This is a genomic window from Asticcacaulis taihuensis, from assembly GCF_900100255.1.
Lineage (GTDB): Bacteria > Pseudomonadota > Alphaproteobacteria > Caulobacterales > Caulobacteraceae > Asticcacaulis > Asticcacaulis taihuensis.
Genome location: NZ_FMTS01000005.1, coordinates 275721 through 295759 on the forward strand (window position 1 = coordinate 275721; position 20039 = coordinate 295759).

Consider the following 20039-nt stretch of genomic DNA (forward strand, 5'->3'; position numbering starts at 1 on the left):
AATATGATGCGCTTCATATCCGTTGTTGCTCTCGCGCTCATGGCCACCGGCGCACAGGCGCAAAGCCTGACCGTGCATAATCCCGGTCCGGCACGCGATAGTGCTGTGATCGACCTGCCGGCACCTATGGATGCCAAGGTGCAATCCGCCCGGATCGGCGATACGGCCTATCCAGTGCAGGCGCTCAACGCGAAATTCCGGCTTGTCGCGCCGCTGAAAGCTGGTGACACCATGGTGACGCTTTCGCCTGACGCCGCGCCTGAACAGCCCCGGCGTGTTCTGGTGACGCTGAATATCCAGGATGGCGGCCATCTCGAAGGCGATGCGAATAAAGGCGGTGCGATCAAGGGCGGCACCTTCCATCTGCGTGACCGGTTCACTTCGCCGCCCGATCATTTCATTCATGACGGCCTGATTGCCTTTGAAGGTATCGGCTGGGAATCCGACAAGGTGGCCTATCGCCTCTATCTTGATGAACGTAATGTCACCGACATCTTCGGTAAGTATTGCTCAGGCATGATCTTCCCCAATGTCGGCCATGGCTTCGACGACTATCAGTATCCGGTCGCCTGGGGCGGGGATATCTTCAAGGTCGGGGCGTCGCTGGGCGTTGGTGGCATAGGACTGCTGCGCGACGGCAAGGCGACGCAGATCGGGCCTTCGACCATTACTGGCCGCGTGATCGCCAATGGTCCGGTGACGGCCATAGCCGGTGTCGATGCCGATACCATAGGCGGCGGTAAGGGCAGTATCCACGCCACCTATGCCATCACAGCCGGCAGCGTCATCACCGAAGTGACCGTAAAGGCCGATCAGGTGGGCGAGCCTCTGGTGACCGGCCTGACCATTCATCCCGGCGACCAGACCTTTACCCCGCAAGCGTCCCGCGACTGGACCTATATCGCCGCCTGGGGACCGCAGGAGCATGGCCCCGACTGCGTAGGCTGGGCGGTCTTCTATCGCGCCGGTGATGTGACGGGTGCGCCGGTTAATGACGGCCAGACCCTATTTATCCAGTTCAAATCACTCACCGACGCCCATTCCCGCTTCGGTGCCCGCTGGACTCAGGAGGGCAGGGACGCCGCACCTGGCATCCGCGATCTGGCTGGCTTCAGGGCATGGCTCGAACAGACGATGGACGAGTTCAACCATCCGCTGACGATTGGCGGTTAATCGAACAGCGTCGCCAGACCGATCAGTTCCATATCGGGAACGGCGGTGCGCCAGACGGGAATTCGGCTGAGGAAACCGCTGAAGGACGGATTTTCGGTAAAGCGTGCGGCAAAGACCTCGGCATCAAACGCATCGCCAATGATATCCATCAAGGCGCCGGCCAGATAGATACCGCTGGTGGCACTCATTATCAGGGCGATATCGGCGGCCATGTCGGCCAGCCAGACCGTGGTCAGGTGGATAACCTCGCACGCGGTGGCATCGCCCGAGCGGGCGCGTTCGACGATTTCCGCAGGCGACAGTTCGGGTGCGGTCTGGTCATCCAGGGCGTTCAGTATGGTCCACAGGTCGCGGAATCCCTGCTGCGACATCGCCGTTTCGCGCACCACGCCGCCGCGCAGGTCGCGCAGGCCATTGATGACCTGCCATTCGCGTTCGGTTTTGGCCGCCAGACTGGAATGTCCGCCTTCGCCGGGCAGGGCTGTCCAGCCGCCGGCGCCATCGGAGAGCAGGGCGGCATTGCCCAGGCCGTAATTTGGGCCCAGCACCAGCATGACCGTCTCTTCGCCCGGTTGGCCTTCCTGGACGCTGATTCGTTCGCCGCGGCGCAGTTTGGGCATGGCCAGGGCGCGGGCCACGAAGCAATTGACCAGGTTGACGCGCTGGATATCAAGCGCCGCCCGCAGGTCTTCACGCGTGATTTCCATGCCGTCTTCCAGGCGTGTCAGCCGGCCGTTCTCTTCGGATCGGCGGGCGGAAACGGCGGCGCCCTTCAGTTTCGGATGGCCATGAGCGTCCAGGAAATGGGCCAGCGCCACATCAAAATCCGCCCGGCTGGCGCAGATGAAGGTGGCGGCTTCGCCGGGGCGTCGCCCGATCTCCGCCAGCGCAAAGCTAACGCGCGCACCCTTGGAAAAGTCACAAACCAGCACCTGTTCAGTCACTGGACACTCCCCGTATTACTCTGTTGCGGCTTTTCCACCGCTTATTTTCAGAGCTTACGCGCCCACTGTTAAGGCAAGCTGAATCCTGCAAAGTGCAGATTTAAAGGTCGAGGAACAGGGCCTTCCCAGACCGGCATGAAGCGGGGCTGGATTGCATTTGTCGATGGACGGAGAGGCCGGATAGGGGCACGGTGGTGGAGCTAAGCGGATTCGAACCGCTGGCCTCCTCATTGCGAACGAGGCGCTCTACCAACTGAGCTATAGCCCCGTGCCGTTCGGTGGGTGTCTTATTAAGGCAAGTTTGCCGCCTGTCAAGCGGTCCTTAACTTGTAACCGATAGGGAATGTCCTATATTCACAGACGTAGTCAGATCAGGGGTTCTATATGCCAGTCGGTATCGCCGGTTTTCTTTATTTTGTGGTCGATGGCCTGTTCGGCATTATCATTCTGGCGCTGGTGCTTTCGGCCATTCTGAGCTGGCTGGTGGCCTTCAATATCATCAACACGCGCAATCGTGCCGTCTATATGATCCTGGACGTGCTGGACCGGATCACCACGCCGATCCTGGCGCCTTTCCGTGCCATCATTCCGCCGATGGGCGGGCTGGATATCAGCTTTATCGTCGCCTTCCTGGTTATTCAGGGCATCAAGATTTATCTGTTGCCGCCGGCCTTCCTGACCTTGCAGCAGCTCATTGGTTAATTCACCGCTATGCGGCTTTTTGTCCGCCTGACGCCGAAATCTTCGGTCGAGCGTATCGATGGTTGGGACCAGGATGAAAAGGGCCGCCGGTTCCTGAAAGTTCGTGTGCGCGCCGCGCCGATCGAAGGGCGCGCCAACGAGGCCCTGATCGCTTTCCTGGCCAAGTCCCTGAAACTGCCGAAATCGCGCCTGTCGCTTGTGGTCGGCGATACCGCTCGTCTCAAGCAGATCGAGATAGACGGATTGGACGAAAGCGAACTGACCGGCCTGCTTCCATAAAGAAAGCCCCCGGCACTTTCGCACCGGAGGCCAGTTCACCTTTGCGAGGTGGCTCTGTTACGCGGCAACCGTGGCGGCAGCGCGAATCTGGTCATTGATGGCGGCCGAGACCTGGCTGCCTGAAGCGGTGCCGCCGAGATCCTTGGTCAGCACGCCCTTTTCAACGATGGCATCAATAGCCGCGTCCAGTGCGTCAGCTTCCGTCAGCAGGTTGAGCGAGAAGCGCAGCAGCATGGCGACCGACTTCAATGTGCCGATCGGATTAGCGAGATCCTTGCCGGCGATATCCGGCGCGGAGCCGTGGATCGGCTCGTAGAGCCCCTTGCCGGAGGTGCCCAGCGAGGCCGAGCCCAGCAGGCCGATTGAGCCCGGCAGGACCGAGGCAAGGTCGGAGAGGATGTCGCCGAACATGTTCTCGGTCACGATCACATCGAACGCCGTCGGGCGGGTGACGAGGTGCATGGCCATCGAGTCGACAAGGTTGTGCTCCAGCTCGACGTCGGAATACTCGGCCTTGTGCAGCTTCATGACGGTTTCGCGCCACAGGCGGCTGGTTTCAATGACATTGGCCTTGTCGACGCTGGTCACCTTGTTGCGGCGCTTGCGGGCGGCCTCGAAGGCGACGCGAGCGACGCGTTCGATTTCCGCGACCGTATAGACGCATTCGTCGATCGCGGTATCTTCGGTGCGGGTCTGCTTGCCGAAATAGAGGCCACCCGTCAGTTCACGGACGATCAGCATGTCGGCGCCTTCGACCACTTCACGCTTCAGCGGCGAACGGTGGATCTGCGAGGCCTTGACCTCCATCGGGCGAAGATTGGCGAACAGGCCCATCGACTTGCGCACGGCCAGCAGGCCCTGCTCCGGGCGCATCTTGCCGAGGTCCCACTTAGGCCCGCCGACGGCGCCGAGCAGCACGGCATCGGCCGCCAGGCAGGCCTTGTCGGTATCTTCCGGGTACGGATTGTTGTCGGTATCGATGGCGATGCCGCCGATACGCTTCTCTTCGAAATTGAAGGTGTGGCCGTAGACCTCGCCGATGACCTTCAGGGCCGATACGCCGGCGGCGGCGACTTCGGGACCGATGCCGTCACCCGGCAGGACGACGATGTTAAAAGTACCCATTTAAGCGGCCTTTCCGTGGGATTGTTCGTAAGCTTCAATTTGCGGCAGGCGCTTTTGCAGCCAACCCATGGCATCCACGCCTTCCAGCAGGCACTGGCGGGCGAATTCCTCGACCTGGAAGGTGAAGACGGTGCCGTCTTCCAGGGTCAGGGCGCATTTTTCCAGATCGACGGTAACGCGCTGCTGCGGGTTCTTGAGCAGCTTGTCATAGGTCGGCTGATCGACCACGATCGGCACCAGGCCGTTCTTGAGCGAGTTCGACTTGAAGATGTCGGCGATCTCGGTCGAGATCACGGCCTTGAAGCCATAGTCCATTAACGCCCACGGGGCGTGTTCGCGCGACGAGCCGCAGCCGAGATTGTTGCCGGCCACCAGCACGCGGTGCTCGGTCGGGTCGATGGTGTTGAGGATGAAATCCTTGTTCGAGCCATCGGCATTGTAGCGCCAGTCATTGAACGCCACCTTGCCGAGACCGGCCTTGGTGGTGGTGGTCAGGAAGCGGGCTGGAATGATCTGGTCGGTATCGATATTGGCTTCCGGCAGGACGACGATGCGCGACGAGAAGCTGTTTACGGGTTCCTGATTGGACATGGATTAAGCCTCCTCAAGAGCCATGAATTGACGGGGATCGGCGACATGGCCGGCGATGGCGGAGGCGGCAGCGGTGGCCGGCGAGGCCAGTACGGTGCGCGAACCGGGGCCCTGGCGGCCTTCGAAGTTGCGGTTCGAGGTCGAAACGGCCAATTGGCCCGGCAGGACGAAGTCACCATTCATGGCGATGCACATCGAGCAGCCCGGCAGACGCCATTCGGCGCCGGCCTCGGTGAAGATCTTGTCCAGGCCTTCCTTTTCGGCCTCGACACGAACCCATTCCGAACCCGGTACGACGAGGGCGCGCACGCCTTCAGCGACCTTGCGACCCTTGAAGATTTCGGCCGCGGCGCGCAGGTCGGCCATGCGGCCGTTGGTGCACGAGCCGATGAAGACGACATCGACCTTCTCGACTTCGCGCTTTTCGCCGCCGGTGAAGTGCATGTACTTCAGGGCGCGTTCTTCATCCTCGTTGGCGGCCACGGGCACGCCCTTGACGATCGGGGCGCCCTGATCCGGGCTGGTGCCCCAGGTGGCCATCGGCTCGATGGCCGAGCCGTCGATGCGGATTTCCTTGTCGAAGGTAGCGCCATCGTCGGACTTCAGCTTTAGCCACTCAGCGGCGGCGGCATCGTAGGCCTCGCCTTGCGGCACATACTGACGGCCGCGCAGCCAGTCGACCGTCTTCTGGTCGGGGGCGATCATGCCGCAGCGGGCGCCGGCTTCGATGGAGAGGTTGCAGACCGTCATGCGGCCTTCCATGTCCAGCGCCTCGATGACCGGGCCGGCATATTCCAGCGCGTAGCCGGTGCCACCCGAAAATCCCAAGGTGGCGATGACCGTCAGGGCAACGTCCTTGCCGGTGACGCCCGGCTGGAGCTTGCCGTCGATGGTGATGCGCATGGTCTTGGGCTTGCGCTGGGCCAGGCACTGGGTGGCCAGGACGTGGCCGACTTCCGAGGTGCCGATGCCGAAGGCGATGCAGCCAAAGGCGCCGTGGGTCGAGGTGTGCGAGTCGCCGCAGACGACCGTGTAGCCCGGCTGGGTCAGGCCCATTTCCGGCCCGATGACGTGGACGACGCCGCGGTTCTCAGCATCATAGCCGAAGAGGCGCACGCCGTTCTTGGCGGCATTCTGTTCGAGCGTATGGACCTGGATTTCCGCCTGCTTGGTGACGTAGGGGCGATTGCCTTGCGCATCGGGGCGCAGGGTCGGAATCGAGTGATCCAGGGTGGCGAAGGTGCGGTCCGGGCGGCGGACCTTCAGGCCGCGTGCCTCCAGTTCGGAAAACGCCTGCGGGCTCGTGACTTCGTGGACCAGGTGCAGGTCGATATAGAGCACGGCGGGGCTGTTGGCGCCCTCCGGCTCGACGACGTGCGCGTCCCATACTTTTTCAAACAGCGACTTTGGTCGGGTAGATTGGGCCATGGTTATAACTCTAGGTTCGTTTCATTTTCTCCTCCCCTGCAAAGCGGGGGAGGTGTCGCGGCTTGTCCGCGACGGAGGGGGCATTTGCTTTCGTGGCGGCCCCCTCCACCACTTCGTGGTCCCCCTCCCCCGCAAGCAGGGGAGGAGAAAAGAGTCTTACTCGGCCGGGACGGGCGCCTGGATCGGGTCCAGCCAACCGAAGCGGTCTTCCGTGGTGCCGTTGAACAGGCCGTGGAACAGGGTCATCAGACGCTTGGTGACCTTGCCCGGACCGGCGGCGCGGGTGGGGATATCATCGACCGAACGGATCGGAGTGATTTCCGCCGCCGTGCCGCACATGAAGATTTCGTCAGCCAGGTACATCATCTCGCGCGGCAGGGCCTGTTCGATGACTTCGATGCCATCGGCCCTGGCCAGCTTGATGATCGAATCGCGCGTGATGCCGCCGAGGATGGAGGCCGCGACCGGCGGGGTGTGGATCTTGCCGTTCATGATCAGGAACAGGTTTTCACCCGCGCCTTCCGACAGACGGCCGTCGGTACCCAAACCAATACCTTCAGCATAACCACGACCACGGGCTTCCTTGCCGATCAGGTAGGACGACAGATAGTTGCCACCCATCTTCGCGGCGGTCGGGATGGTGTTCGGCGCGGCGCGCTGCCACGACGAGATGCAGACATCCACGCCCTTTTGCAGGCCCTCTTCACCGAGATAGGCGCCCCACGGGAAGGCGGCGACGGCGAAATCGACCTTGATGTTATCGCCCTTCGGCGTGACGCCGAGGCCGTTTTCACCCAGGAAGGCAACCGGACGCCAGTAGGCACTCTTCAGGCCGTTGGCGGTGAGGGTGTCCTTACAGGCCGCGATCATCTGATCCAGCGTGTAGGGGATTTTGATGCCGTAGATACGGGCGGAATCTTCGAGGCGGATCAGGTGGTCGCGCAGGCGGAAACCGACCGAGCCATTCGGCGTGTCATAGGCGCGGATGCCTTCGAAGACGGAGGTGCCGTAGTGCAGGGCGTGGGTCAGAACGTGGACCTTGGCGTCTTCCCAGGCAACCATTTGGCCGTTCAGCCAGATTTTGTCAGCGAGTTTTGTCATGTTCAACAATCTTGATATGTTCGTATTGGGGAGTTCTGTACGCCTTTTCACAGGCGTCAAAAAGATGGATTTTGCTTAAAACAACCCAAATACTTGGCCGGGGCCGCGACCACGGCCCCGATACCTCATCCCCTGACTTCCTGCCGTCGCCTGCGTGCTCATGCGCTGACCTTGCTCTTCGCTGCCGGCGCAGAAGCGCCGCGCGGATCACTGGCCAGACGCTTGATGCCGTAAAGACGATCGATCTGCAGGCCGAGAATATCCGTGTTGCGTGAGGGGTCACGCGGACGCACCGTCAGGGACAGGCCGCGCTTGTCCTCGCCGAGATCGTAGAGTTCAGCACCATCGATGTTGAACCCCCGCCGCTCGACGAGGCCCAGAATTCGCAGGAGGCTGCCTTCGAGGCGATCCAGCTCAATATGAATCAAGTGGCTCATCCCAACGCTCCTCCATCATTTCCGCATTCGAGGCGCCTGGGGGAACCAGGGGCCAGACGTTTTCGCGCGGATCAATTAACACATGCAACAGGGTTGGCCCCTCGGCGGCCAGCAGCTTGTCCAGCGCCCCCTCGACCTCATGGCGATGAGTGATGCGGAAGGCGGACAGGCCAAAGGCGCGGGCGACCTCGACGAAGTCGGGATTGTCCGACAGGTCGATTTCACTGTAATTTTCCTGGTAGAATAGCTCCTGCCACTGACGCACCAGGCCGAGCGAGGAGTTGTCCAGAAGAACGATCTTCAGGGGGATATTGTAGCGATTGAGCGTCGCCATCTCCTGAATATTCATCATGAAGCTGCCATCGCCCGAAATGGTGACGACGTGGTGGTCGGGCTTGGCCAGCTTGGCGCCGACCCCGGCCGGCAGGCCGTAGCCCATGGCGCCTGAGCCGCCGGAGGTCAGGTGACCGCGGTTGTGGGCGAATTCGCAGTGCTGCGCCACCCACATCTGGTGCTGGCCGACGTCACAGGCGGCGATGAAGGTATCACCGGCCTTTTCCGACAGCGATTTCAGCAGGCCCGGCGCATAGATGCCCTTGCCTGGCGCATTGTACTTGAAGCGGTATTCCCACTTGTCGGCCTTGCACTTCTCGACCCACTTCTGGATACCCTGAACCTTGGGGTTCAGGGTCTCGATGGTGGTCTTGAGATTGCCGACAATGGCGACATCGGCGCGGCGCAGCTTGTTGATCTCGGCCGGATCAATATCGGCGTGGATGATCCTGGCGTTCGGCGCGAAGGCGTTCAGCTTGCCGGTGGCGCGGTCATCGAAGCGCGCGCCCAGCACGATCAGCAGGTCCGAATCCTGGACGGCGATATTGGCGGCACGGGTGCCGTGCATACCCAGCATACCAAGGAACAGGTCATCGGTGGTCGGGATTGTGCCCAGCCCCTTCAGGGTAGAGACGGCGGGAATGCCGGTACGGGCGACCAGAGCGCGCAATTCGGCGGAAGCGTGGGCCATCTCGACCCCGCCGCCGATATAGAACAGCGGGTGCTTCGATTGTTCGATCAGTTTTTCAGCCGCCCGGATGGCAGAGGCGTCCGGTTCGGGCGCGGTCCATTCCGGGAAGGTGGCGGCACCGGAAACGGCGACGTAAGAGGCCGCGACGTCCTTCGGGATATCGACCAGCACCGGGCCGGGACGGCCTTCGGCGGCGATCGCAAAGGCTTCGGACAGGATGGCGGGGATATCGGCGGCGTTACGGACCAGCCACGAATGTTTGACAATCGGCAGGGTCAGGCCCAGGATATCGACTTCCTGGAAGCCGTCCGTACCCATCAGGTGCGTGGCGACCTGGCCGGTGATGCAGACGAGCGGGACGCTGTCCATATAGGCATTGGCGATGCCGGTGATCAGGTTGGTGGCGCCGGGACCGGACGTGGCCATGCAGACGCCGGTCTTGCCGGTGGCGCGCGCATAGGCGTCTGCGGCAAACGCCGCGCCCTGCTCATGGCGCACCAGGATATGCTGCAAACCAGAACCGGCCAAAGCATCATAGATGGGCATGATGGCGCCGCCGGGATAGCCGAACACGGTCTCGACCCCCAGCGCCTTCAGCGTGGAGATGACCAGTTGTGCGCCTGTCGGTTGGTTGCTCATCGTAAAACTCGGAAAATCTTGAAAGGGTGCGGCGGACCCGCCTAGGTCCGCCGCCGCCACTGGATTGAACCCGTCCAATCCAGGGTAATGCTTATCGATGCTTACGCGTCGACATTGGCCTTGTTCTGCAGCCAGCTCATGCGGCCGCGCAGATCCTTGCCGACCTTTTCGATCGGGTGGTTCAGGTCGGTGTTCATCAGCGAGTTGTAGCGCGGCCGGCCGGCCTGGTTTTCCAGGATCCATTCACGGGCGAAGGTGGCGTCCTGAATGTCCTTCAGAACTTCACGCATACGCTCGCGCGTTTCGCTGTTGATGATGCGCGGGCCGGAGACCAGGTCGCCATACTTGCAGGTTTCCGAAACGAAGGAGTGCATCTTGGCGAAGCCGCCTTCATACAGCAGGTCGACGATCAGCTTCAGTTCGTGCAGCACTTCGAAATAGGCGATTTCCGGACGATAGCCGGCTTCGACCAGGGTCTCGAAGCCCATCAGGACCAGTTCGGTGGTGCCGCCGCAGAGAACGGCCTGTTCGCCGAACAGGTCGGTTTCGGTTTCTTCACGGAAGGTCGTTTCGATAACGCCGCCGACGGTGCCGCCGATGCCGCGGGCATAGCCCAGGGCCTTGCGGGCAGCCGTACCGGTGACGTCGCGGTCAACGGCGAAGAGCGACGGCACGCCGCGGCCGCGCTGGTATTCGCGGCGGACGAGATCGCCGGGGCCCTTCGGGGCAACCAGGATGACATCCATGTCGGCGCGCGGCACGACGCGGCCATAGAGGACCGAGAAGCCGTGAGCGAACAGCAGGGCCGCACCCTTGGGGGCGAAGGGCTCGATGATGTCCTTGTAGATCTCGGCGTGCGACATGTCCGGGGTCAGGATGGCGATGATGGTGGCGTCGGCGATCGCGTCCTTGATTTCGGCGGTTTGCAGGCCGTCATGGGTGGCCTTGTCGTAGCCGGAACCGCCCTTGCGGACACCGACGATGACATCGGCGCCGGAATCGCGGAGGTTCTGGGCATGGGCGCGGCCCTGGCTGCCGTAACCGATAATGGCGATGCGCTCGCCCTTCAGGCTGTCCGGCGAAACGTCGTCATTGGTGTAGATCTTCACAGTAGTCTCCAAGGTATGGGGTATTGAGGATTAAAAGGAACCGTCGCGGGTGACCGAGGTCACCATGCGGGCATATTTTTCCAGGGCGCCGGCGCCGAAGGTCTTTTGACCGGGCTTTTGCATCCTGGCGGCACGGCGCATGTCGATATCGGCGAGGATATCGATGCGGCGCGCCGCGATGTCGATGTGGATGATGTCGTCGTCATTGATATAGGCGATCGGGCCGCGCGCCGAGGCGGACGGCGCGACCTGACCGATGACCGACCCGGAACAGGTGCCAATATGACCGTCGGTGATGAGGGTGACGCGCTCGATGCCGGCGCCTTCCAGGGCGGCGCTGATGTCGCCGAGATCGTCGGCGCGATAGGCCATGTCGCCTTCGTGGCGGATGATGACGATGTCGCAATCGCGGATCTGGCCGGCATGAACCGCCGCCAGGGCGTCACCGGCGGATTCGAAGACGCGGGCACGACCGTCATAGGCTTCGGTTGTGAAACCATCGAGGCGGATGACGCAGCCAGCAGGTGCCAGCGAACCATGGAGAATAGCGAAGCCTTGCGAAGCGCGTACCACGGCGGCCGAACCCTTGAACGGGGCGGCTGTCTGCGTGTTGATCTGGCTCTGCATGGTCACGATAAAATCTCTTCCGGTTCAGATATTGAGATGTGCGAAAAAATCCCGCTCAGGTCAGGAGCGGGAGGATGTATCCTCTTTAGTGCGGGTGTTTAAACCTGCGCTACCACTCCGAAAGCATGGGGCGTACTACGCCCCCAATAAGCAGCGATACGAGGTCAAGTACAATGACAGCCATAACGAACGAGGTCGCCAGAGCGCGAAGCTCTTGCGTCTTGTTCTTTGCAATGGCGATGGCCGAAGCCTTGGTCATAACTCAACTCCGCGCTACCCCGGATGGGTGCGTTATCCACATATAGCCAGAACTCTTTTCAAATTGCAAAGGAAATTTGGAAAAATTTTTCGGCAATTCAAGTTATTACGGCAATGCAGCAAAAGATTTTATCGAAATTCGCGGAATATGGGGTAAATAAATTCAAAATTGAGGGTGAAATCACGAAAAAGGGCGAGGCGGAAGGCAAAAAAACGCAACAATCTGTCCCCTGCATAAATCGCATCATTCCCTAACGGCAGGGCATCCCTTGTCATGTGCCATTTGCGGCCTATCATAGGCTTATAATAAGGGGAACCGCCATGAAGATATTCGCTGTCGCCGCCATAGGGCTCTGCCTGGCTATGCCCGCTTTCGCAGAGGACTTGCGCAAACCGGGCGATTATCCGCTCGGCGCCGACTCGCAGGTTCAGGCCGTGCCACATGGCCAGGTGGTCGGGCCCATGGAATTTCACTCGCGGGCGATCCCCGATACGGTGCGGCGCTACTGGGTCTACGTGCCGGCGGGCTACAGCGCCGCCACGCCGCCCAACCTTTTGGTCTTCCAGGATGGCCAGCGGGCGCTCAATCCGGGCGGGCCACTGCGCATCAATACCGTGCTGGATAACCTGATCGCCAGGGGCGATATTCCGCCGACGCTCGGCGTTTTCGTCACGCCCGGTAATGTCAGCGAACACTATCCCGATAATCTTGGCATGGGTAATCCCGATCACCGCGCCGAGGAATACGACGCCTTGAACGACGATTACAGCCGGATGCTGATCGATGAACTGCTGCCGGAAGTGGCGAAGAGCTACAGGTTCAGTGACGATCCGAAGAAACGCATTATCGGCGGCACCTCCAGCGGGGCGATCGCGGCGTTTACCGTGGCGTGGAATCATCCGGAGGCGTTCGGCAATGTCATCAGCATGATCGGCAGTTTCACCTCGATCGGTATGCATCCGGCGACGGCGACCACGCCCTTTATCCCCGGCGGCGACACCTATCCCGGCCTGATCCGCAAATCGAAGATCAGGCCCTTGCGGATTTTCATGCAGGACGGCTCGAACGATCTCGACAACGAGCATGGCAACTGGTTTCTGTCCAGCCAGCAGATGGTCAAATCGATCGAATGGGCCAATGCCAATGCCGATAAGTGGAACCTCGGCCCGGCACGCTACGACCTGAAACATGTCTGGGGCGACGGAGGCCATTCCGACCAGCACGGCGGCTCGATGCTGCCGGATATCCTGCGCTGGATGTGGCGGGATCAAGGAAAGTAAGGCTATCCACAGATTACACAGATTGCGCAGATTTTTAGAAAGGGAAGGAATCCACAGATTAAGCCAGGTAAGCGCAGATGATTTGATGCGGGCTGTGATTCAGGCGCGAAATGAAGCCCATTCTTATGCGCCTTCGGCGCGTCTTATGACTTATCACGTGCTCGAACCATCTGTGCAATCTGTGTAATCTGTGGATCACCTTATCCTTCGTGAAATCGCAAAAATCATTGCCTTAAATCGGATGAGGACTATATAGAGCCCATCCCGCAAAACCTTGTTCCGTCTACATTTGCTTACATAGGTAACGGGTTTTTGTTTTACCGCACTTTTTAGTCCAAAAAGTGCGTCACACTTTTTGGAAAGTGCTCTGTCATGCCCGCCTTACGTTCCCGCACCACCACCTTCGGCCGCAACATGGCGGGCGCGCGGGCGCTCTGGCGGGCCACCGGCATGAAGAACGAGGATTTCTCCAAGCCGATCATCGCGGTCGTCAACTCCTTCACCCAGTTCGTGCCGGGCCACGTTCATCTGAAAGACCTCGGCCAACTTGTGGCGCGCGAGATCGAGAAGGCTGGCGGCGTTGCCAAGGAATTCAACACCATCGCGGTCGACGACGGCATCGCCATGGGCCACGGCGGGATGCTCTATTCACTGCCGTCGCGCGACATCATCGCCGACAGCGTCGAATATATGGTCAATGCCCACTGCGCCGACGCCATGGTCTGCATCTCGAACTGCGACAAGATCACGCCGGGGATGCTGAATGCCGCCCTGCGCATCAATATCCCCGTCATCTTCGTCTCCGGTGGCCCGATGGAGGCCGGCAAGGTGGTCTGGCCCGATGAAAGCGGCAAGGCGAAAACCCATGCGCTCGATCTGGTTGATGCCATGATGCAGGCCGGCGATGACCGCATTTCCGATGCCCAGGTCCAGGCCGTCGAGGAAGCCGCCTGCCCGACCTGCGGCTCGTGCTCCGGCATGTTCACCGCCAATTCGATGAACTGCCTGACCGAAGCGCTCGGCCTGTCGCTCCCCGGCAATGGCACGACGCTTGCCACCCACTCCGACCGTCAGCGCCTGTTCTGCGAAGCCGGCCGCACCATCGTCGACCTGTGCGACCGCTGGTACGGCCAGGACGACGCCTCGGTGCTGCCGCGCTCCATCGCCACCAAGGAAGCCTTCGAGAACGCCATGACGCTCGACGTCGCCATGGGCGGCTCGACCAATACCGTGCTGCATATCCTGGCCGCGGCGCAGGAAGCCGGTGTCGATTTCACCATGCAGGACATCGACCGGATTTCGCGCAAGACGCCCTGCATCTGCAAGGTAGCGCCGGCCTCTTCGGAGGTGCATATCGAGGACGTTCACCGCGCCGGCGGCATTGTCGGCATCATGGGCGAACTGCATCGCGGCGGCCTGATCCATGGCGAACAGCCGACCGTGCATTCGCCCACACTGGCCGCGGCGCTGGCCCACTGGGACATCAAATCCTCCAATGATTCCTCGGTCGCCGAATTCTTCAAGGCGGCGCCGGGCGGCGTGCGCACCACGCAGGCCTTCTCACAATCGAAGCGCTGGGACGAACTCGACACCAACCGCCAGTCGGGTGTGATCCGCTCGGTCGAGAACGCCTTCACCAAGGATGGCGGCCTGGCTGTGCTCTACGGCAATATCGCCGAAAAGGGCTGCATCGTGAAAACCGCCGGGGTCGATGAATCTATCTGGAAGTTTACTGGCAAGGCGCGCGTGTTTGAAAGCCAGGATTCGGCAACGACCGCCATCCTCGGCAACCAGATCGTCGAAGGCGATGTCGTGGTCATCCGCTACGAAGGCCCCAAGGGCGGTCCGGGCATGCAGGAAATGCTCTACCCAACCACCTATCTGAAGTCCAAGGGGTTGGGCAAGGCCTGCGCCTTGTTGACCGACGGCCGCTTCTCCGGCGGCACCTCGGGCCTGTCCATCGGCCATGCCTCGCCGGAAGCGGCGGCCGGTGGGCTGATCGCCCTTGTGGAAGACGGCGACCTGATCGAGATCGATATCCCGAACCGCACCATCCATCTGGTGCTGTCGGATCGTGAGATCGCCGAACGCCGCGCCGCCGAAGAGCATCGCGGGGCGGATGCCTACACACCGAAGAACCGCGAGCGCTATGTCTCCAAAGCACTTCAGGCCTATGCGGCGCTTGTCACCTCGGCCGATACCGGTGCCGTGCGTGATCTGGGGCAACTGAAGAAGTAGGGCCTAAAGGGACGCCTGCTCATCCGTCTGCAAGGGCCGGGAGATGGTGGTGTGGCCGAAGGCGGAAACCGGATAGGTCAGGGCCGGGGCGGGTTCTGGCGCCGGCGCTTCTGATGGCGCTGCGCTGGTGATCATCCCCAGAAGGCGCTCGGTTTCCGGTCGCGGCCGCCTCAACCGGTCGCGCAGCCCGCGTGCCAGCCAGTCGCCGATCGGCAGGCAGATCACAAAGGCGGTGAGCAGGATGAGGAAGCCCTGAAACATAAGCAAAATCATGGGCGCCGGCGCCTTTTCCGGCTGATCCAGCGTTCGGCGAAGCCGCAGGCAATGCCGAGGCACAGGGCGATGACTATGGCGCCGCGCAGTTCATAGACCAGGTAGATCATGGGGCGATCCTGATCCGTGTCACCGGCCCCAGGAGGGGGCCATAGCCACCGGGCAGGGTCTTGGCGGCCTCAATGGCGGGCTTGAGGTCCTGGGCCAGGCAGGGTTTCATTTCATCTGCGGATTGCGACCTGCAGGTAAAGGTGACCGTCTGGCCATCCATATGGACCTCGATATCGGTCAGTCCCTTTTCGGCGAGGGTGGAGTCCATTTCCGATTGCAGGTGCGCTTCAATGGCCCGGCTGGTGCGGGGCAGAACGAGAGCGGCCAGTAGAATCAGCCCTACAAGACCCGAAAAATAGATTGCCCCCCGCTTCACTCCACGCCCCCGAAGCTTTCTGCCGCGAAATCAATATCCACTATGCGAAGGTTAATGCTTTGTACGAGGTTGCACAACGGCGGTGCGGCATAAATACGCCTGGTGTCACCTAAATACCTCGCATATGCGCTGAAAAAGCCGCGCGACAGGTCACCGATTTGCTGTAGATTTGACACGAGACTAACGGAGGCAGAATGGACAGGCGGTTTTTACTGACGGGCATTGTTAGCCTGGGGGCAATGAGTTTGGCGAGTGATGCTTTGGCAAAACTCTCCATTGCGGATGCGCAAGCGGGACTGCGTGCCGCGCTGAAACAGGGGGCGGATACGGCGGTGACGCATCTCTCCCAGACCAATGGCTACTGGGGTGATCCGCAGATTCGCATCCCCCTGCCGAAATCCTTAGCCAGCGCGCAGAAGTTGTTGAAGCCGTTGGGCCAGTCCGGCCTGCTCGATGACCTGCATCTGCGCATGAACCGGGCCGCGGAAAACGCGGCGCCTGTGGCGCGCGGCCTGTTCGTCAATGCCATCCAGACCCTGACCATCAATGACGCGGTGGGCATCATCAGGGGCGGCAATACGGCCGGCACCCTCTATCTGCAAAAGAAAACGACGCCGGCTCTGACGGCCGCCTTCACCCCGCCGATGGAAAACGCCATGCAGGCCAGCGGTGCGGTTGATTATTTCGACCGGGCGATAAAGCGTAACAACCTGAAATCCTATTTCCAGACCGATGCCAAGACCTATCTCGGGCAATATGCCACGGGTCTCGCCCTGCAAGGGCTGTTCATCTTTGTGGGAAGAGAGGAAACCGCCATCCGCCGCGATCCGGCCAAGCGGACCACCCAGATTCTGAAGTCGGTTTTCGGCTGATCAGGCGCGCTTTTCATCTGCTGAGGCAAGAAATGCCGGCACTTCCGCTTCCGTCATCGGTTGGGCGAAATAATAGCCCTGCACCATGCGGCAGCCGAGATCACGCAAGGTCGCAAGTTGCGCCGCCGTTTCCACGCCCTCGATAATGCAGTCCAGCCCCATGTCGGCGCAAAGGGCGGTCAGGGATTTGACGATCTTGAGGCTGACCGGGTTTGAGCCGATATCGGTGATGAAACTGCGGTCGACCTTGATCTTGTCGAGCGGCAGACGATGGACATGGCTTAAGGACGAATAGCCGGTGCCGAAATCATCGAGCGAAATGCCGGCGCCCAGCGCCTTGAGGGTCTGAACTGCCGCCACCGCCTGCTTGAAATCATGCGCGACGGCGGTTTCGGTAATTTCGAAATCGATGCGCTTCGGATCGACCCGGCTGCGGTTGATAATGGCGATGATCTGCACCACGGTTTCCGAATCCGACAGGTCGTGCGCCGACAGGTTGAACGACATGCGGATGTCCGCCGGCCATTGCGCCAGCGCCGCCAGCGCTTTTTTCAGCAGGGTCTTGGTGACGCCGCGCACATGTCCGGCGCGTTCGGCCACAGGGATGAAGCGATCGGGGCTGACATTGCCCAGAGTCGGGCTTTGCCAGCGCGCCAGGGCCTCGAAGGCACGGACCCGGCCGGTGGTGATGTCGACGATCGGCTGGAAAACCATGGACAGTTCGGCGTCGAGATCGGCATTTTGCAGGGCCTGTTCGATGACGCTGTGGCTGCGGATCTGTTCCTCGTGTTCCGTGGAAAAGATGACCATCTGGCCGCGCTGGTGGCGCTTGGCGTGGTAAAGCGCATAGTCGGCGCGCTCAAACAGGGCCTGCGGGTCGTTCGCTGACTGCGGATAGCCGGCCACGCCGATGGAGGAGCCGAGCAGCGCCTGCGAACTGCCGACGGCATAGGGCAGGCGGATGACGTCGCTAATGGCGGCCCCCAGCCAGCGCAGTTCGTCGCGTGTCGGGTTGCCGGAAACGATAAAGCCGAATTCGTCGCCGCCGAGGCGCGCCAGGATGATGTCGTCACCGCAGGCTTCCTTCAAACGTTGCGCGGCCTCGGTCAGGACCCGGTCGCCGGTCATGTGGCCATAGGTATCATTGACCGGTTTGAATCCATCGAGATCTACGATGCCGATGGCGAAGGCCGCGCCGGTCGTTTGGGCCCGTTCGTGTTGCTTGGTCAGTTCGGCGAAAAACCAGCGGCGGTTGGCCAGGCCGGTCAGGGCGTCGAGATTGGCGATACGGAAATTTTCATCGCCCAGCCGGCGTGTTTCGCTGCGTGATTCCACCAGCCGCGCGAAATCACGCGAATAGATCAGAAGGACGATGATCATGGCGGCGGAGACGAATACCAGGTTGAGCGCCATGGCTTTCAGGCTCGTCTGCGGCTGGAGCAGGAAGAAGATAATGAAGGGGACGTTGACGATCAGTGTCACGATAATCGCCGCGGACCGCATGTGCATCAGGCAGAAGATGCAGCCTATGACGGTCACGGCCATGTAAAAGGCGACATGGCCATGTGCATAGGCATCGCCATATCCATAGAGGATCAGGCCCCAGGCCGTGAAGGCGGCGGCAATGACAATCGCCAGTCGGTTGGTCTGGCGCAATTGTTTGAGGACCATCTCGTCCGTCGGCATTTTACGCGAACGATTGAGCCACTTGACCAGGCGCAGAATACACATCAGGCACAGCACGGCCGGCAGGCCCACGGTCAGCCAGAAGGGCGCCACATTCACATAACTCGTGGCCACGGCAATCGTATTGGTCGTCAGCAGCAAGTAAAGCAGGGGGATCTGCTTGGCAAAGGCGTCATACTGCGCACGCGACAACTCCGCATTGCCGGTCGGCACCCGAAAGACATTCGCCACACGCTGAAAAAACAATAATCCGGACACCAATACCCTGCACCTGTCTTCCCGCCCTCAAACAGCGGCGGGTACAACCATAGCGCAGTTATGTATATAATCGGTTAGTGGCCGTGATTACGCCGCCAGATTGTCCATTTCCTGCTTCACGCGCCCGGATTCCTCCGCCACATGGGCAAAGGTGTGGCTGATATTTTCCAGACTTTCGTTGATTTCGCTGACCGCCGTGACCGCCGCCTGCATGTTGGCGGTGATCTCGCTGGTGGCGGCACTCTGCTGCTCCAGTGTGCCGGCCACGGAGGTGACATTGCCGAGCACTTCATTCATCGAACTTGAAATCAGGCCGAGTGCGCCGACCACCTCGCCGGTGACGGCCTGCATGTTGGCGATTTCGGCGGCGATGGTCTGGGTGGAGCGCGCCGCCTGGTTGGCCAGGGACTTGACCTCGGAGGCGACGACAGCAAAACCGCGGCCGGCCTCCCCCGCGCGGGCGGATTCGATGGTGGCATTGAGTGCCAGCAGGTTGATCTGGCCGGCGATGTCCTGGATCAGGGTCACCACATTGGTCATGGAGGTGGCCGACTTGTTGAGCGATTCGGCCGAAGTATTGGCGACCTCGGTATGTTTGAACACGCCTTCCACGCTGCCGCGCGCATGGCCCATGCTGTTGGAGATGTCGCGCACGCTCTGCGCCAGTTCTTCCGATGCCGCGGCCACGCTGTGGATCATGGCGCCGGTTTCGGTCGAGGCGCTGGCGGCGATGCCGGCCTTTTCATGGGCTTCGGAAATGCTGCCGACCACCACGCCGAGTTCGCTGTTCAGTTCGGTGCCGCGGATACGGCGTCGTACCGTATCCGTGATATCGGTGGCAAACTTGACAACCTTCACCACGGCGCCGGTGTCGTCAAAGATCGGATTATAGGTGGCCTGGATATAGATATCGCGGCCGCCCTTGCCGAGGCGGCGGTATTCAGCGGCCTGGTATTCGCCGCGCCCCAGCTTATCCCAGAACTGGCGATAGGCGCTCGATTGCACATAGTCCGGTTCGCAGAACATGGCGTGATGCTTGCCGACGATTTCATCGAGACTATACCCGACAGCCGCAAGGAAGTTCGGGTTGGCGTTGAGAATTGTGCCGGATGGCGTAAATTCGATGACGGCCTGGGCGCGATCGAGCGCCTCCATCTTGCCATTGACATCGAGGTCGCGCAGGCGGGACTGTGTGATGTCGGAGGCAAACTTGATGACCTTGGTCACCTTGCCGGCTTCATCGCGGATCGGGTTGTAAGTGGCCTGGAGCCAGATGACCCGTCCGCCCTTGCCGAAACGCTTGAAGGTATTGGAGGCAAAATGCCCCTGGCCGAGATCGTGCCAGAATTGGCGATAGTCCTGCGTTTTTATATATTCCGGATCGCAGAAGAGACTGTGATGCTGGCCGGAAATCTCGCTCAGGCTGTAACCGACGGTGTTGAGAAAGTTGCTGTTGGCGGTCAGGATCTCTCCCGACGGAGTGAATTCTATGACGGCCTGCGAAGCGTGGAGGGCGTCGATGATGGCCTTGGTATCGTTGTGGTTGGTCTTTTTGAAAAACATGATA

General features: G+C 60.9%; 19 protein-coding genes and 1 tRNA gene. 6 read left to right on the top strand and 14 right to left on the bottom strand.

What is annotated here, in order from left to right:
• The first annotated feature begins 6 nt into the window (after positions 1-6).
• Entirely contained in the window at positions 7-1173 is a 1167-nt protein-coding gene (locus tag BLO49_RS13630; RefSeq protein WP_170828340.1) for a DUF4861 family protein, read from the top strand.
• Here the strand turns inward: BLO49_RS13630 and BLO49_RS13635 are convergent.
• Together BLO49_RS13635 and BLO49_RS13640 are read right to left on the bottom strand one after the other, a co-directional pair.
• Positions 1170-2117 carry a glucokinase gene (locus BLO49_RS13635; protein ID WP_090649648.1) on the bottom strand — a complete coding sequence of 316 codons (948 nt, stop codon included), beginning with the start codon at positions 2115-2117 and terminating at the stop codon, positions 1170-1172. The genes BLO49_RS13630 and BLO49_RS13635 overlap by 4 nt on opposite strands.
• Positions 2118-2309: 192 nt before the next feature.
• A tRNA-Ala gene (locus BLO49_RS13640) sits at positions 2310-2385 on the bottom strand.
• A gap of 116 nt (positions 2386-2501) precedes the next feature.
• Here BLO49_RS13640 and BLO49_RS13645 point away from each other — a divergent pair.
• A complete protein-coding gene (locus tag BLO49_RS13645) occupies positions 2502-2819 on the top strand; it encodes a YggT family protein (RefSeq protein ID WP_245679039.1) in 318 nt (105 codons plus the stop codon).
• 9 nt (positions 2820-2828) lie between these two features.
• Entirely contained in the window at positions 2829-3098 is a 270-nt protein-coding gene (locus BLO49_RS13650) for a DUF167 family protein (protein ID WP_090649649.1), read from the top strand.
• Between the two features lie 57 nt (positions 3099-3155).
• Here BLO49_RS13650 and leuB read toward each other — a convergent pair whose 3' ends face one another.
• The 8 genes from leuB to BLO49_RS13690 all read right to left on the bottom strand — a co-directional run bounded on the left by leuB (position 3156) and on the right by BLO49_RS13690 (position 11179).
• Complete coding sequence (gene leuB, locus BLO49_RS13655) at positions 3156-4223, bottom strand: 3-isopropylmalate dehydrogenase (protein ID WP_090649651.1); 1068 nt, start codon at positions 4221-4223, stop codon at positions 3156-3158.
• On the bottom strand, positions 4224-4814 hold the full coding sequence (gene leuD / locus BLO49_RS13660; RefSeq protein WP_090649652.1) for a 3-isopropylmalate dehydratase small subunit: 591 nt from the start codon (positions 4812-4814) through the stop codon (positions 4224-4226).
• Positions 4815-4817: 3 nt separating this feature from the next.
• Positions 4818-6242, bottom strand: a complete 1425-nt coding sequence (gene leuC / locus BLO49_RS13665; RefSeq protein WP_090649654.1) for a 3-isopropylmalate dehydratase large subunit — start codon at positions 6240-6242, stop codon at positions 4818-4820.
• A gap of 156 nt (positions 6243-6398) precedes the next feature.
• Entirely contained in the window at positions 6399-7343 is a 945-nt protein-coding gene (locus BLO49_RS13670) for a branched-chain amino acid transaminase (RefSeq protein WP_090649655.1), read from the bottom strand.
• A gap of 158 nt (positions 7344-7501) precedes the next feature.
• Positions 7502-7780: an ACT domain-containing protein gene (locus BLO49_RS13675; protein WP_090649656.1), complete on the bottom strand. Its 279-nt coding sequence runs from the start codon at positions 7778-7780 to the stop codon at positions 7502-7504.
• A complete protein-coding gene (ilvG, locus tag BLO49_RS13680) occupies positions 7758-9443 on the bottom strand; it encodes an acetolactate synthase 2 catalytic subunit (protein ID WP_090649658.1) in 1686 nt (561 codons plus the stop codon). Before ilvG ends, BLO49_RS13675 begins: the two co-directional genes overlap by 23 nt.
• Positions 9444-9544: 101 nt before the next feature.
• Positions 9545-10552: a ketol-acid reductoisomerase gene (gene ilvC, locus BLO49_RS13685; protein ID WP_090649660.1), complete on the bottom strand. Its 1008-nt coding sequence runs from the start codon at positions 10550-10552 to the stop codon at positions 9545-9547.
• Between the two features lie 30 nt (positions 10553-10582).
• Positions 10583-11179 carry an IlvD/Edd family dehydratase gene (locus tag BLO49_RS13690; RefSeq protein WP_090649661.1) on the bottom strand — a complete coding sequence of 199 codons (597 nt, stop codon included), beginning with the start codon at positions 11177-11179 and terminating at the stop codon, positions 10583-10585.
• A 579-nt stretch (positions 11180-11758) separates the two neighbouring features.
• Between BLO49_RS13690 and BLO49_RS13695 the strand changes: the two genes are divergently transcribed.
• Both BLO49_RS13695 and ilvD read left to right on the top strand, forming a co-directional pair.
• Complete coding sequence (locus tag BLO49_RS13695; protein ID WP_090649663.1) at positions 11759-12718, top strand: alpha/beta hydrolase; 960 nt, start codon at positions 11759-11761, stop codon at positions 12716-12718.
• Positions 12719-13090: 372 nt separating this feature from the next.
• Complete coding sequence (gene ilvD / locus BLO49_RS13700) at positions 13091-14956, top strand: dihydroxy-acid dehydratase (RefSeq protein ID WP_090649665.1); 1866 nt, start codon at positions 13091-13093, stop codon at positions 14954-14956.
• A gap of 3 nt (positions 14957-14959) precedes the next feature.
• On the opposite strand, the gene BLO49_RS13705 is transcribed toward ilvD, so the two are convergent.
• Positions 14960-15229: a hypothetical protein gene (locus BLO49_RS13705; protein WP_090649666.1), complete on the bottom strand. Its 270-nt coding sequence runs from the start codon at positions 15227-15229 to the stop codon at positions 14960-14962.
• A 106-nt stretch (positions 15230-15335) separates the two neighbouring features.
• Entirely contained in the window at positions 15336-15656 is a 321-nt protein-coding gene (locus BLO49_RS13710; RefSeq protein ID WP_090649668.1) for a hypothetical protein, read from the bottom strand.
• Between the two features lie 239 nt (positions 15657-15895).
• On the opposite strand from BLO49_RS13710, the gene BLO49_RS13715 reads away from it, so the two are divergent.
• Complete coding sequence (locus BLO49_RS13715; RefSeq protein WP_090649669.1) at positions 15896-16528, top strand: DUF4197 domain-containing protein; 633 nt, start codon at positions 15896-15898, stop codon at positions 16526-16528.
• On the opposite strand, the gene BLO49_RS13720 is transcribed toward BLO49_RS13715, so the two are convergent.
• Together BLO49_RS13720 and BLO49_RS13725 are read right to left on the bottom strand one after the other, a co-directional pair.
• Entirely contained in the window at positions 16529-18460 is a 1932-nt protein-coding gene (locus tag BLO49_RS13720; protein WP_220083746.1) for a putative bifunctional diguanylate cyclase/phosphodiesterase, read from the bottom strand.
• A 99-nt stretch (positions 18461-18559) separates the two neighbouring features.
• Positions 18560-20035 (bottom strand): methyl-accepting chemotaxis protein, encoded by a 1476-nt coding sequence (locus BLO49_RS13725; RefSeq protein WP_090649672.1) that lies wholly within the window; start codon positions 20033-20035, stop codon positions 18560-18562.
• Positions 20036-20039 lie beyond the last annotated feature (4 nt).